The organism is Streptomyces sp. NPDC088817 (assembly GCF_044750345.1).
In the GTDB taxonomy this organism is placed as follows: domain Bacteria; phylum Actinomycetota; class Actinomycetes; order Streptomycetales; family Streptomycetaceae; genus Streptomyces.
Map to the genome: position 1 here is coordinate 298,566 of NZ_JBIVJN010000006.1, position 12,938 is coordinate 311,503.

At 70.2% G+C, this 12,938-nt stretch carries 12 protein-coding genes; 5 read left to right on the top strand and 7 right to left on the bottom strand.

Annotation, left to right across the window (positions count from 1 at the left end):
- Nucleotides 1-159: 159 nt before the first annotated feature.
- The 3 genes from ACIP4X_RS13980 (at nucleotide 160) to ACIP4X_RS13990 (ending at nucleotide 5,705) form a co-directional block, all read left to right on the top strand.
- Nucleotides 160-4,029 carry a phage tail tape measure protein gene (locus ACIP4X_RS13980; RefSeq protein ID WP_401348389.1) on the top strand — a complete coding sequence of 1,290 codons (3,870 nt, stop codon included), beginning with the start codon at nucleotides 160-162 and terminating at the stop codon, nucleotides 4,027-4,029.
- A 148-nt stretch (nucleotides 4,030-4,177) separates the two neighbouring features.
- Complete coding sequence (locus ACIP4X_RS13985; RefSeq protein ID WP_401348391.1) at nucleotides 4,178-4,567, top strand: hypothetical protein; 390 nt, start codon at nucleotides 4,178-4,180, stop codon at nucleotides 4,565-4,567.
- A gap of 115 nt (nucleotides 4,568-4,682) precedes the next feature.
- The gene (locus ACIP4X_RS13990; protein WP_401348393.1) at nucleotides 4,683-5,705 is read left to right on the top strand and encodes a protein-L-isoaspartate O-methyltransferase; all 1,023 of its coding nucleotides are present in this window, start codon (nucleotides 4,683-4,685) and stop codon (nucleotides 5,703-5,705) included.
- A 271-nt stretch (nucleotides 5,706-5,976) separates the two neighbouring features.
- On the opposite strand, the gene ACIP4X_RS13995 is transcribed toward ACIP4X_RS13990, so the two are convergent.
- Both ACIP4X_RS13995 and ACIP4X_RS14000 read right to left on the bottom strand, forming a co-directional pair.
- The gene (locus tag ACIP4X_RS13995; protein WP_401348395.1) at nucleotides 5,977-6,189 is read right to left on the bottom strand and encodes a DUF397 domain-containing protein; all 213 of its coding nucleotides are present in this window, start codon (nucleotides 6,187-6,189) and stop codon (nucleotides 5,977-5,979) included.
- A 199-nt stretch (nucleotides 6,190-6,388) separates the two neighbouring features.
- The gene (locus ACIP4X_RS14000; RefSeq protein ID WP_401348397.1) at nucleotides 6,389-6,763 is read right to left on the bottom strand and encodes a DUF6415 family natural product biosynthesis protein; all 375 of its coding nucleotides are present in this window, start codon (nucleotides 6,761-6,763) and stop codon (nucleotides 6,389-6,391) included.
- A 151-nt stretch (nucleotides 6,764-6,914) separates the two neighbouring features.
- Here ACIP4X_RS14000 and ACIP4X_RS14005 point away from each other — a divergent pair, with 151 nt between their 5' ends.
- Nucleotides 6,915-8,174 carry a helix-turn-helix domain-containing protein gene (locus ACIP4X_RS14005; protein ID WP_401348399.1) on the top strand — a complete coding sequence of 420 codons (1,260 nt, stop codon included), beginning with the start codon at nucleotides 6,915-6,917 and terminating at the stop codon, nucleotides 8,172-8,174.
- Nucleotides 8,175-8,245: 71 nt separating this feature from the next.
- On the opposite strand, the gene ACIP4X_RS14010 is transcribed toward ACIP4X_RS14005, so the two are convergent.
- Together ACIP4X_RS14010 and ACIP4X_RS14015 are read right to left on the bottom strand one after the other, a co-directional pair.
- Complete coding sequence (locus ACIP4X_RS14010; protein WP_401348401.1) at nucleotides 8,246-8,692, bottom strand: hypothetical protein; 447 nt, start codon at nucleotides 8,690-8,692, stop codon at nucleotides 8,246-8,248.
- A gap of 58 nt (nucleotides 8,693-8,750) precedes the next feature.
- Complete coding sequence (locus ACIP4X_RS14015; protein WP_401348404.1) at nucleotides 8,751-9,197, bottom strand: hypothetical protein; 447 nt, start codon at nucleotides 9,195-9,197, stop codon at nucleotides 8,751-8,753.
- A 163-nt stretch (nucleotides 9,198-9,360) separates the two neighbouring features.
- On the opposite strand from ACIP4X_RS14015, the gene ACIP4X_RS14020 reads away from it, so the two are divergent.
- A complete protein-coding gene (locus ACIP4X_RS14020) occupies nucleotides 9,361-9,915 on the top strand; it encodes a hypothetical protein (RefSeq protein ID WP_401348407.1) in 555 nt (184 codons plus the stop codon).
- 349 nt (nucleotides 9,916-10,264) lie between these two features.
- On the opposite strand, the gene ACIP4X_RS14025 is transcribed toward ACIP4X_RS14020, so the two are convergent.
- From ACIP4X_RS14025 to ACIP4X_RS14035, 3 genes are all read right to left on the bottom strand, one after another.
- Nucleotides 10,265-12,394 (bottom strand): FtsK/SpoIIIE domain-containing protein, encoded by a 2,130-nt coding sequence (locus ACIP4X_RS14025; RefSeq protein ID WP_401348410.1) that lies wholly within the window; start codon nucleotides 12,392-12,394, stop codon nucleotides 10,265-10,267.
- Nucleotides 12,395-12,480: 86 nt separating this feature from the next.
- A complete protein-coding gene (locus tag ACIP4X_RS14030; protein WP_401348411.1) occupies nucleotides 12,481-12,663 on the bottom strand; it encodes a DUF6257 family protein in 183 nt (60 codons plus the stop codon).
- On the bottom strand, nucleotides 12,656-12,868 hold the full coding sequence (locus ACIP4X_RS14035; RefSeq protein WP_401348414.1) for a hypothetical protein: 213 nt from the start codon (nucleotides 12,866-12,868) through the stop codon (nucleotides 12,656-12,658). The genes ACIP4X_RS14030 and ACIP4X_RS14035 overlap by 8 nt, the downstream gene beginning before the upstream one ends.
- Nucleotides 12,869-12,938: the final 70 nt, after the last annotated feature.

The window sequence follows — 12,938 nt, forward strand, 5'->3', positions numbered from 1 at the left end:
GTCTTCCTCCGCTCCCAGCGTCGCCATGTCGGCGCTGTGAGCCCCTCGAAGGGTGACCTGCGATGTACGTAGTCCCGCGCTCCGCCTGCTCTTTGGAGGGGCGCCGTGTCTGCTAGTGGTGGGCTGCTGCCGCCGGTTGTCGTCCGTCTCCTCGGCGACATGAGCCAGCTGCGGAGGACGTTCGGCGAAGCGCGAACGCAGGCTGCTGGCCTGGGTGGGAGCTTCCGCCAGTCCGGGGCGACCATGGCGGCCGGGCTGGCGACGATGGGCCGTTCCGTCTCCATGATTGGCGCGGGGGCGGCCGTGGCCAGCGTGAAGATGGCCTCGGACTTTCAGTCGGAAACGATGGTGCTGCACACGGCGGCCGGCGAGACCCTCGCCAACCTGGGCAAGGTTCGCAAGGGCATCCTGGACCTTTCCGTGGGTACCGGCACGGGAATTCACAATTTGACCGAGGGCATGTATCAGGTCGAGAAGGCCGGATATCGGGGCGCGGACGGTCTCAAGGTGTTGAAGGCCGCTGCTCAGGGCGCGAAGGAAGAGAACGCTCGGCTGGACACGGTCACCAACGCGATGACGTCGGTGATGGCGTCGTACCACCTCAAGGCGAACGACAGCGTGCGCGTCATGAATGCTCTCAAAACCGCCGCCGGCGAGGGCAAGATGACCATGGAACAGTTCGCGGCTTCCCTCGATACGGTCCTGCCGATCGCCTCCGCCAACAAGATCAGCCTGGAAGAAGTCACTGGCGCTCTCGCCACCCTCACCCAGCACGGCACCTCGGCCCGTCATGGCACGCTGGAACTGGCCGCGACGATTCGTGCGCTGGTATCCCCCCAGGGCCCTGCGATTAACGAGATGCAGCGCCTGGGCCTTTCAGCAACGGATGTATCAACAAAGATCGGTAAGCGCGGACTGACCGGCACACTCGATCTGCTCTCCCGCACGGTACTGCAGCACATGGGGCCGTCCGGCACCTTGCTACTCAGCTCGTTCAACAAGACGAAGCAAGCCGCTGCGGACGCTGACCAGATGGTCAAGAGCATGCCGCCCAACCTGCAGAAACTGGCTGGCGCCTATTCCAAGGGCACCATCAGCTTGGGTGACTGGCGGCAGAAGCTCAAGGCATTGCCGCCCGAGCAGGCCAACCTGCTCAGCCAGTACGCCACGCTCCAGAACAAGACCAACGGGTTCTCCGCCGAGCTCAAGAGGGGTGGCCCGGCGGCACAGACGTATTCCGATGCGATGAAGAAGCTCACCGGCGGCGCGATCGGCCTCAACACCACACTCCAGTTGACGGGCGAGAACACGGAGGGCTTCAAGGAGCGGGTCAAGAAGGTCGGAGAGTCCTTCCACAACAGCAGCAAGGACGTTGAGGGCTGGAAGGAAACCTCGCAGCAGCTCAGCGTGAAGCTCGCGCAGGTCAAGAACTATGCGCAGAGGCTGGCGATCGAGATCGGGACGAAGCTCATCCCGGTCGTGGTGAAGGTCATCGACTTCTTCGGCCGTCACAAGACTGCGGCAGCTGGCCTCGCCGCGGTCATCGGCGGCGTCCTCGCTCTGTCGGTAGTGGCGTTTGCGGCGAAGACGACCATGACGCTACTCAAGCCGATCGGCGCATTCGCCAAGTTGGGCGTCAGCGCGACGAAGGCCGGCGCGCGGGTTGTGCAGGGCTTCCGCTCGGCACAGGTCGCCGGGTCGGCGTTCTCGGGTAAGGCGGGCAGCTTCGGCGGCGCCCTGCGGAAGATGTGGGACGGCACGATCAGCGGCGCGAAGACGGCGGCCCGTGCCGCGGGGAAGGCGGGGAAAGCTCTCGCGTCCGCCGCGGCCCGGGGCGGGCGCGCGGCGTGGTCGGGTCTCGCGACCGCGGTGCGTGGCGCGGGTGCGGCCATGCGCACGGCGGGGACCGCCGCTCTGGGCCTGGCCAAGAAGACGGCGATGGCGACGGCTGCCGCGCTGCGGGCGGCGGTCGCTTGGGCGTTGCAAAAGGTTCGGATGATCGCGGCTGCGGTGGCCGAGGGCGTGCTCACGGCCGCGCAGTGGCTGCTGAACGTCGCAATGAACGCCAATCCGCTCGGACTGATCATCCTGGGGATCGCAGCGCTGGTCGCCGGGATCGTCCTCGCGTACAACAAGATCGGCTGGTTCCGGGACTTCTGCGACGGCGCGTTCAAGGTGATCGGTGCCGCGATCGGCTGGGTCGTCGATTTCGTGAAGGCGCACTGGCCGCTCTTGTTGGCGCTGCTGACGGGGCCGATCGGGATCGCGGTCGGGCTGATCGTCAAATACTGGGACCAGATCAAGTCTGGTTTCCTGACTGCCTACCACGGCACGATCGCCGTCGGAACGAGCCTGATTCAGTGGGTGGCCGGGCTGCCGGGGCGGATCCGGGACTACATGGCGCGCCTGGCGGTGCACCTGATCCTGGTCGCGCACGATTCGTGGCAGAAATTCAAGATCGCGTCCACGCTGAAGGCGCTCGAGCTCGTCACGTGGGTGCAGGGACTGCCGCAGAGGATCAAGGACAAGCTTGGGAATCTGGGCGCCCTGCTTCTCGCATCCGGCAAGGCGTTGATGCGGGGCTTCATCGACGGCATCAAGTCGATGTTCGGGTCCGCGGTTTCGGAGGCGAAGCACGTCCTCTCGGGGATCAGGGACTTCTTCCCGCACTCCCCGGCGAAGAAGGGCCCGTTCTCGGGGAGCGGGTGGACCCTCTACTCTGGGCGCGCGCTGATGGACGGGCTCTCACAGGGCATCCGAGACGGGGCGCCGGGGGCGACGGCGACGATGCAGGGGGCTGCGCAGGCCACGGCCGACAGCTTCGCGCGCACGCTCGGTATCGCCTCCCCGTCGAAGGTGTTCCGGTCGCTGGGTATCTACGTGGTCCAGGGTCTGGTCGACGGTATGACCGGATCGACGGCGAGTGTGAAGGCCGCCACGCGGCGCATCGAGAGCCTGTTCATGCAGACCCGGAACCGGCTCATGGACCAGCGGAAGGCATACAAGGCCCCCGCGCGTAAGGGCAAGGCCGCCGCGCGTAAGGCCGCCGCGAACAATGCCGCCGCGCGCAACACCAACGCTTGGGTGGACGCCAAGCTGCGGGCGTTGTCTCGTGTCGAGGATTACGTCAAGCGCGAGGACAAGGTCATGCGGTCGCTCGCGGCGAAGCGTGACGCGGTCGCGGGCAAGCTGAAGGACGCGCAGAAGAAGCTGAAGGACTTGCAGAAGGCGTGGTCGGACGAGGTCAAGTCCGTCTCGCAGGGCATCATGCAGGGCTTCAGCGTTGTCACGGAGGCCCCGCAGATCGGGTTCGCGTTGACGGCTCAGGACGTCGTCAACAAGATGCGCGACCAGATGTCGCAGGCGGTCAACTTCGCTGCGCAGCTGCAGGCGTTGAAGAAGAAGGGCCTCTCCGCAGACCTGATCGCGCAGATCGCGGCCGCCGGAGTCGAGCAGGGCGGCGCCACCGCGGCCGCGCTCTCGGGCGCCTCGAAGGGGCAGATCGCCGAGATCAACAAGCTCCAGAAGACGACCGTCTCGGCGGCCGACACGGCGGGCAAGGCGGTCGCCGACAGCATGTACGGGTCCGGGATCAAGGCCGCCCAGGGCCTCGTCAAGGGCCTGCAGTCGCAGGAGAAGGCGATCGAGAAGCAGATGCTGAAGATCGCCAAAGCGATGCAAAAGGCGATCAAGCAAGCCCTCGGCATCAAGAGCCCCAGCCGGGTGTTCATGGGGATCGGCCAGTGGATCCCCCGCGGGCTCGCCGCCGGCGTGGAGGGCGCGGCCCACCATGCCACGCGGGCCGTGGACCGGCTCGCGACGTCGGTGACGGGCGCGGGCTCGTTCGTCGGGTCGGGCCTGGCGATGGCCGGCGGCGGGGGTGGGACGGTCGTCAACAACCACTACCACATGGAGTTCCAGATCGAGGGCAACGTGGCGACTGTGGACAAGCTGGCCAAGGACGTCGAGGCCTCGTTCCTCCGACGGGGCATGCGGAACCCTCTGACGTACACGCAGTACAAGCGGTAGACAGCACGGCCGCCCTCAGGGCGCCTGCGCGCCCGGCCGCTCCCCATGGCGGCCGGGCGTCCGTCACAGCCCGGCAACAAGCCCTCGTGCCCCGCGTCCCCCTGCCACTGTGGCCGCACCGACCACCGCACTGCCAAGGGGGACCTTCGTGCGCCGCTTCGTCCTGCCCATCTCCGCCGTTCTGCTGACCGCCGCCTGCGGGAGCAGCGCCGGGCCCGCCGTATCGCGCCCTGCCGCTTCGCACGCCACCAGCCACCCGAACGCGCCCGCGCCGTCCTCGACGGAGAACTGCGGACCTGTCCGGGACATCGATGTGTGGATGAAGGTCCCCGGCCTCCCGGACAGCGCGCAGGTACTCGGGAGTCACGGCCCGGGGGGCTGCGAGTCCACGTTCGAGATGCTGCGGATGACGTCGCCGACGCAGGCCGGGTACTGCACGAAGGCGGCGTACGCGAGCGACAACCCCGGGTATGACGCCGACGCCACGCCGGCCGCGCGCCTCAAGAAGGTGCAGATGGCAGTCGGGCCAGCGTGCTGAGGAGACGGCCAACAACTGGCTTCACACCGTGGGGAACCCGTTCCCATGGGTGTCCTTCGTCCGTCTGAAGCAGTTGTCGCATACGAGTGCACCACCACCCTCGAAGGAGTGACCTGTGACCGCCGTCGACGACGTCGCCGCAACCGTTCCCGAACGCCACTACACCCACCACGACGGCCGCGGCGCCACCCCGCACCGCTCCAACCCGGCCGTGATCCACCGCGAGCTGACCACCCTCGACGTCCAGCCCGGCCACCACGTCGTCGAGTTCGGGACCGGCTCCGGCTACTCGGGCGCCCTCCTCGCCGAGCTCGTCGGCCCGGCCGGCACAGTGACGAGCCTCGACATCGACGCCTACCTCGTGGCGTGGGCGAACGTCATCCATCATGAGCGCGGCCTCGATCACGTCCGCTGCCACGTCGCTGACGGCACCGCGGGCTTCCCGGAGCGGGCCCCGTATGACCGGATGGTGGCCTGGTGCACGCCGCCGCTGCTGCCCCAGGCGTGGCTGGACCAGGTCGCTGACGGCGGTCTGATCGTCGCCCCGCTGCCGGTCGCGGCCGTGCCCAACATGACGGTGGTCGCCAAGATCCGCGTCTGCGGCGGCGAGCCTGTCGTCGAGGCGGTGTTCACCGGCGGCTACATCGAGGCGACCACCTCACCGAAGACCGACCTGGATCTCCCGGGACGGTGGGTGGACTGGGAGAACCGCGTCCCCGGTCCGTCGTGGATCTCCATCGCCTGGCGCGAGCAGGACGACCACCTCCACACCGGTGCCCGCACCGCGCTTGCCCGGCTGCTGAAGGATGCTCACTGCGAGCCGTACGCCGGGGGCGAGGTCGACTGGCCGTCATGGCGGACATTCGCTGCGGCTCTGGCTGATCCGCAGCTCACGATGGCGGGGCTCCGGCCGGACCTGTGGGCGATCGGCCACTCCACGCCCGCCGCGGTCGCTGTGGTCCAGCAGGACGGCACGCTCGTCGCCGACAGCCCCAACTCCCCGTCCCTCACGGTCCTACGCGGCTGGCTCGACGCCTGGGAGCGTGCCGGACGTCCGGCGCCCGAGACGTACCGTCCGTCGCTCGAGCGCCACGACGACGGGGGAAGGGGCGGGTGGCGGCTGCGGCTGACCCGCTGACGAGGGAGACGGCCGGGCGTGCAACCCGCCCGCCGCATGGTGCTGGGGTACGCAGCGGGCAGGTCGACTGTGGCGGTCAGCGGTGCAGATTCCGGTACGCGTCCAGCATGCGCAGTGCAGCGTTCAGCGTCGGCCGGTAGCCGGGGCAGGGCTGCGGCTCACGGGGCAGTGTCCAGGCGTGCCAGCAGGTCATGCACCGCAGGATGCCAGAGTGCTCTGGGTCCGGCTCTGCGCTGCTGCCGCACTGCGGACACTGCCCCATGACGACTCCCTACGCCGTGACGTCGAACTCGCCCAGCTTGGCACCGCTCAGGAAGTCGTTCCACTCGGCGGCCGTGAACTCGACCGTCCGGCCGGTCACGGAGCTGCGGACGGCCACCTTGCCGGGAACGTTCGTCGCCACCTCGACGCACCGCGGGTCGTTGTTGTTGTACTGGCAGGTCGTCGACGTGTGGAACTCGTACTCGGGGACTGCTGCGGTCATGTGCTGATCCCTTCGTCTTGCTGCTGCGGGGATACGGTCCCCGCGCCGTCTTACGGCCCGCCCCGGGCTGGACCGTCCATGGTGGGCGCCCGGGGCGGGGGCTGGTGGGGTGCTTGTCAGTGCGGGGTTCGGGCCAGCACCACGGCGAGGACCGGGGCGGTCACGGCCAGCACGTACGCGAGCAGGCCGACGGCGGCTCTCACTGGCTGAGGTTGTCGAGGTGGTCGGCGAGCGCGTTCACCGAGCGGGCCAGGCGCTGCGCGTGCGCGATGCCGGCGGGCAGGCCGCGGCCCGGCTCAAGGCCCAGCCGCATGCGGGCCTCGCCGATGCACGCCTGGGCGCAGGCCCGCGGCGCGTCGTCCTTCGGCATGCGGCCGGCCGCCGACTCGACCACGGGGATGAGCACCATGATGTGCCCGCGCAGCCGGAGCGTGAGCGTGTCCAGGTCGTCCGGGCTCGGGGGTTCGGCGTCGTCGGCGAGGAGCCGGCGCACGGTGGCGCGCATGGTGGCAAGGTCCGGCGGGGGCTGGTCTGCCTCTGCCGTGGCGGCCGGGCGGGCGGTAGCGTGCTGCATGTCGACTCCTGGTAGTCGGCCAGCCCCGGGACCTTCGCGCGGTCGCCGGGGCGCTGCTTGTGCCCGCTATCGAATCGCGGGTGAACCAGCAGGGAAGGAGCCACACAGGGGGCCAGGGAGGGGCCACACTGGCAGCCTGAAGGGGGGCCCGATGGCAGAGGACCGCAGACGACGCGAGTTCGGCCAGTACCTCGCAGGGCTGCGCCGCCGCACCGGCAAGTCGCAACGCCAACTCGCAGGCCTGCTGTGCGCCCTGTCCGGCGTCCAGTCGGTCACCCGTAACGAGGTGTCCCGATGGGAGCGAGGCGGCCGTGTGCCCGAAGCGTGGCTGCCGTTCCTCGCCGCCGCCCTGCGCACCCCGGAAACGCAGTTACAGCAGGCGGTCGCCTACGCCCGCGGTGACCGCCTGGCGCAGCTCCCAGGCGCCGCCGCGACCCTGGCCGAACTCTTGCCGCCCGGAGACCCGTTGGAGCCGCTGGCAGCCCGTACGGGGCACCGTATCGACGCGGCCAAGGTCGAGGGCCTGGCCGCCCGGGTGCACGCCCTGCGCCTCGCCGACGACGTCCTGTCGGGCGGGGACCTGATCGCCCCCGCCTTCCGGGAGCTGTCCGCGGCCGTGACCCTGCACCGCGAGGCGTCCTACCCGGACGACGTCGGGCGTTCCCTGCTCGTGCAGATCGGGGAGCTCGCGCAGATCACCGGATGGATCGCCTCCGACGCGGGCCGCCACGCGGACGCAGAGCGCGCCTACCGGCTCGGGATCTCTGCGGCACGGCAGGCAGGTGACGGCCCGTTGACCTCGAACCTCGCCGGGTCCCTGGCCTACCAGTGGGTGAACGCGGGGCGGGTGCAGGACGGGATCGGCCTGGCGCAGGCCGCGGTCGACGAGGCCGGCGACGACGTCCCCGGGAAGACGCGTGCGCTGTTCTTGGACCGGGTGGCGTGGGCCCACGCGAAGGCGGGCCGCGCACACGCTCAGGAGGCGTTGCGGGCGCTCGGGGAGGCGCACGACGCCCTCGGCGACGACGGGCACGGCGAGGCGCCGCTGTGGGCGTACTGGGTCAGCCGGGAGGAACTCGAGGTGATGGACGCCCGCGTGTTCACGGAGCTGCGCCGGCCGCTGCGCGCCGTGCCCCTGCTCGCCGACGTCCTGGCCCGGTACGACGCCACGCACGCCCGGGAGCTGGCCCTGTACCGGTCGTGGCTCGCGGTGGCCCTGGCGGACGCCAACGAGCCCGAGCAGGCCGCAGCAGAAGCGGTACGGGTGATCGAGCTGTCCGGAGACCTCACCTCCGACCGCACGGCCGCACGGACCCGCACGGTCCTTACTCGGCTGCAGGAGTACGACGACGTGCCCGAGGTGCGGACCGTCCTCGACGCGCACGGGCACCTGCTGCTCACCGGGCCCTGAAACGGCGAAAAGCCCCCGCCCGAGGTTCGTACCCGGGCGAGGGCAGCCAGCTAACCGCGCACGCCTGCCTGTTACGTCTCAGGCACGTCCCAGACGCCAGGGGGCTCCCGGAACTCCAGGAACTCGACGGGCACGCCGGCCTGCTCGGCGATGACGGCAAGGTCGTCCTCCGTCATGTTGAACCCCTTGATGACGAGGGCACCGGTCCGCTTGTCCACGACGTGGCTGAGCTGGGCAGCAGCGCCAACGACTATGCCGTGGCTTCTCAACACGTAGCCGTACTGTTCGCCGATTGCGGTGGTCTTTTCGAGGCAGTCGCGTTGGAAGTCCACGCTTGGGGAGTCTGTGCCTTCGTGGAATTCTGCGCGCACCCAGCCCTTCGCCTCCTCGTCGAGGCCAGCGGCGGAGGGAGGGATGTGCTGGGCTGCGATGGATGCCTCCGCCAACGCTTCGAGGAGGGCGGCGCGGGCCTCGTAGGGGCCTGAAAGTTCAACGGTGAATGCACCTTTGACGGTCATCTCGGCAGGCTACAGGCCGCCACTGACAACCGGGCCGGATGTTCGGCGACTGCAGGACTTACGGGACGACTGGCGCTCCGGGTGGTGGTGTGGCCCAGTCGTCGAAGTAGCCGAGGATCTGACCGCACGGCGTCCAACGGTCCCGAGGGACGACACCGCGGGCGTCGGCATCGGTACAGGCGCTGGGCGTGGGCATGCTTCCCAGGCCGTCGTTGACTACGTCAGCCGGGAGATTGTTGGGCACGCCAGAGTCCTCGGCTCGGGGCTCGGCTGTCGGGGCGGCTGGGCCCGTCGTCCAATGGTCGAGGTAGCCGTGGTCCTTGCAGGAGTTCCACGGCGGTGCGTGCACGGTACCGTCCTTGCAGACCGCGGTGTAGCCATGCTTCGTCTCGGGGTCGTCCGGGCCAACGGCGAGCGTGTACGCGATGCTGATGACCAGTCCGATGGCGAAGAGCACTAGGCCGACGAGCTTCAGCCCGACGAGGGCCTTGATGACGGTCTCCATGGTTCATCTTCCCGTTCAGCGGGCGCCAGCGTCGTGGGATCGGGGCAGCCTGGGACGCTGCAGACCATGAGAGGTCGCCCGCGAGCCATCGAGCCTCCGGTGTGAGTCACGATCCGGGTACGGGCGGGGTGCGGTGCCGGTGGTGGCTGGGATGCTGCCAGGCATGCGTGAAGAGCCTGTGAGTGAACCGTCTGCTGCCCTGCCGGAGCCTGCCGCGTCGCCGGCGCCCCCTGCGCCGCGTCGCCGCGTCTGGTGGGTGGCGGCGGCTGCAGGGGTGGCGGGGCTGGTGGTGGGTGCCGGGGCCGTGGGCCTGGCGTGGGGCCTGTCGGGGAGTGGGGAGGCGAAGGCGCCGGGGGCGTCCAAACCGGTGGAGACCTTCACGATGGAGGGCAACGTGAAGCTGGTGCTCAGCCTGCGGGAAGCGATGCAGAAACTGAATCAGGGGGGCCAGTGCATGCCGCGCCACAGCGGCCCGTATGCCGACATCCAGGAAGGCGCCACCGTGACGGTGTACAGCGCCGACGGGACGGTGCTCTCAACAGGCGAGCTTCAGGAGGGCGTGCCGAGCGCCACGGACTGCACGTTCCCTTTCGCCGCTACTGGCGTGCCTGAGGGTGAGAAGTTCTACCAGGTGGAGGTCGAGCACTCGGGGAAGAAGCCGGTGCCGACGAAGAAGGCTCACGAGGGCGATGTCGTCGTTGAGTTCAAGCTGGGCTGAGTGTCAGGCAGCATCTGAGGTGCCTGCTTCGAGGCACAGTTGTTCACCGAGGTCGTGACACGGCTCTGACCGACCTGCGGTCAAGCGGCGGCGAGCGCGGTGACGTGGTAGACGGCGTACCAGGGCTGCCGCTCGGTTCCAGCGGATGATCTCGCTCTCCATGCCCTCCGTGATGCCTGCTGGGGCGTCTTTCAGGGGGTGCTTCTGGCCCCCTCTAGGGGCGCTACTTCGCAGGTCAGTGGCCTCTACACCCCCCACTACAGCGGTAGCGGCCCCCCTCTAGATCCACAGCAGTGGTAGAGGGGGGCCGCGGGAGTGTTCCGGGCGGGGGTTGTAGAGGGGGAGGGGTCTACCGGGCGTTGAGGAGTTCGGGCGGCACGGCGGCCTCCAGGTCCTCGCGCCGGTAGCCGGCGAGGTTCTTCCCGCCGATGTTCACCTGCTTCGTGGTCCGCTTCACTTCGGCGTCCTCCAGCTCGCGGGCGAGGCGTTCGGCGTCCCAGTCGCCGTACTCGGGGTCGAGGTTCTCCAGCCGCTGGAGCAGGTCGACGGTGTGCATGCGGGCGGTGTGCCGCATCACGGTGAGGCAGTCGGACAGGACGGGGGCGATGGTGACGGCGGCCTGGTCGGCGGCCGCGGTGACGTCGGAGGCGGCGTCGCCGGTCAGCTGGCCGTGCTTCTGCCGCAGGGCGCGGCCGCGCTGGCACAGCTCGGAGAACGCCGGGCCGTCGAGGAAGTCGGCTCGCACGGTCACGAACGAGGCCGGGCCGGTGACCAGGACACCCGTGCCCTTGTGCTCCTCGGAGAGTACGGAGGCGTCGGCGCCCTGGGCGGCCTTGCCCTTGCCGAGGACCATGTCGCTGGAGGTCTGGTCGACGACCTGCGTCGAGTACCGCAGGGTGATGATCTCGCGCAGCTTGGTGGGCACCGAGTCGGCGTCGGGCCGCTGGGAGGCGTAGTTGCTGATGAACCCGGCGGCGGGGCCGCGGCGGGCGATGCGGCAGAGGTCGTTGATGACCTGGTCGCGGTCGTCCTTCTCCATCGCGGTGAAGTATTCCTGCAGCTCGTCGATGGTCACGAAGATGACGGGCAGGTTGTACTTCTCCACGATCGCCGGGGTGAGCTTGCCTTCCGGGCAGACGGAGACGGGCAGGCCGCGCAGCAGCGCGAAGCGGCGCTCCATCTCGGCCAGGAGCTCCTTCAGCATCGCCTTCAGCGCTTCGACGGCGTCGTCCTCGGCGCCCATGACGAGGCGGTGGGCGACGGCCTTCGCTGGCATCCAGTCGGCGCCGCCCTTGCCGTCGGCGACGTAGTGCCGCACGTAGGGGTCGAGCAGGCCGGCCGCCGTGAGCAGGCGCTGGGTGAAGGTTTTGCCGCGGCGGGGGAGGCCGCCGAAGAACAGGGACTGCCACATGACGGGCACGGTGATGCGGTTGCCGCGGGCGTCCTGCCCGAACGGGATCGGGTCCCACACGGAGAACGTCTCCAGCTTCACCAGCGGCGAGGGCACCGGGTCGCCCAGGTAGGGGTCGTCGTCGGCGACCCACATGGACACGCGTCCGGCGTGGCCGCCGCCGGCCGCCCGGACGCGGGAGGCGATGACCTGGATCTCGTCGACGCCCAACTCCGCCGCGATGGCGGTGCGCTTGGCCAGCACGTCGGCGGCGGTCTTCCCGGCGCCGCGAGGCAGGTCGAAGACGACGGCCCAGCCGCGGCCGTCCCGGACCGGGCCCATGACGCAGGTGATGCGCGGCCCGTCGTCGTCGCCCTTGCCCTGCTTGAGCAGGCCGACAGCGCGCAGGGCGTCGTTGAGCTGCTGCGCGTTCATGTCGACCCGCAGCGGCGGCGTGGGGGTGTCGAGCAGCTGGACGTCCTCGCCGCGGCCGAGGTGGGCGAGCGGGATCGTGGCGGCGGCGACCATGCCGGCCTGGAGCAGCGGCGGGGCGAGGTACCAGCCGACCGCCGTGGCGGCGACGCCGGTTGCTGCGGCGCCCCACCGCCAGCGGCGGGCGAGGGTGCGCTCGCGGTGCAGCAGCGCGTAGCGGACGGCAAGGTCGACGTCCTCGGGCTGCTGCTTCGTCTGCGCGCGCAGGGCCTTGACGGCGGCGCTGCGGTCGGACGCGGCCAGGGTGGGCCACAGGCCGCGGGCGGCCCGCCACAGGCCCTTGACGGCCAGCCACGCCATGCGGACCGCGTACTTCGGCGCGCGGAGCGAGTGGTAGTGGGCGTGCCACACGCACAGCCGTCCCAGGGCTGCGGTGTTGGCGGAGAGGGACTGCCAGGACCGGGCCCACGGCGGGAGGACCGGCACGTCGGGCACGGTGAGCCAGTCGGCGAGGGGGTTGTCGGGCCGGTCGACGGCTTCCACCTCGGTCGGCTCGGGCGCGGTGTCGGGAGCGGCCAGCGGCTCGGGCGCGAACTTCAGCAGCTTCACCTTCGGGTCGGCGTGCCCGTTGACCCGCGTGGTCTCGGTGTCGGTCATGCTGGTGGTTCCTTCTCTCTGCGGAGGGACGGGAGGCCCGGGGACGGCCGCTTGCTTGGCGGTTTGGGGCTGTCCCCGGGGTGCAGCTACTGGCCGTGCTTGCGGCGCCGAGCGGTGTCCTCGATGCGCTCGACGCGGCGCTTCAGGTCGCGGAGGATCCGGCCGGAGCCGTCGTCGGCGAGTCCACGCTTGGCCATGCGGGCGACCAGGCCGGCCAGGCGGGCCTTCTCGCCGAAGGTGAAGTCGCTGGCCGTCAGGTCGTCAGCCACGGTCGCCCCCGGTCTCGTTCGCGGGCTGGGCGGCGGCGATGGCGGCGTGGGTGCGGGCGATGTCGGACCAGGCGTTGGCGGCCTCGGCGTACATGGCGGTGCGGGACGGGGAGTCGTCTCGGGCGGCGCGCTCGGCGATGCCGGCGAGGCGCTCGGCGCGGGTGACGGCCACGTCGGCCAGGTCGAGGTGCTGCTCGCGGTTCATGGGGCTCCTCTCGGGGCGGGCCGGGCTGTCCGGCCCCACCGCACCCCCGCGGGCGAGCCGCGGGGGACGG

Excerpts from the sequence above, each read along its gene's own strand:
- ACIP4X_RS14005 (WP_401348399.1), top strand. The coding sequence starts at position 6,915 with ATGGCAGAGGACCGCAGACGACGCGAGTTCGGCCAGTACCTCGCAGGG.
- ACIP4X_RS13980 (WP_401348389.1), top strand. The coding sequence starts at position 160 with ATGAGCCAGCTGCGGAGGACGTTCGGCGAAGCGCGAACGCAGGCTGCT.
- ACIP4X_RS13995 (WP_401348395.1), bottom strand. The coding sequence starts at position 6,189 with ATGACCGCAGCAGTCCCCGAGTACGAGTTCCACACGTCGACGACCTGC.
- ACIP4X_RS14020 (WP_401348407.1), top strand. The coding sequence starts at position 9,361 with ATGCGTGAAGAGCCTGTGAGTGAACCGTCTGCTGCCCTGCCGGAGCCT.
- ACIP4X_RS14010 (WP_401348401.1), bottom strand. The coding sequence starts at position 8,692 with ATGACCGTCAAAGGTGCATTCACCGTTGAACTTTCAGGCCCCTACGAG.
- ACIP4X_RS14000 (WP_401348397.1), bottom strand. The coding sequence starts at position 6,763 with ATGCAGCACGCTACCGCCCGCCCGGCCGCCACGGCAGAGGCAGACCAG.
- ACIP4X_RS14025 (WP_401348410.1), bottom strand. The coding sequence starts at position 12,394 with ATGACCGACACCGAGACCACGCGGGTCAACGGGCACGCCGACCCGAAG.
- ACIP4X_RS14035 (WP_401348414.1), bottom strand. The coding sequence starts at position 12,868 with ATGAACCGCGAGCAGCACCTCGACCTGGCCGACGTGGCCGTCACCCGC.
- ACIP4X_RS14015 (WP_401348404.1), bottom strand. The coding sequence starts at position 9,197 with ATGGAGACCGTCATCAAGGCCCTCGTCGGGCTGAAGCTCGTCGGCCTA.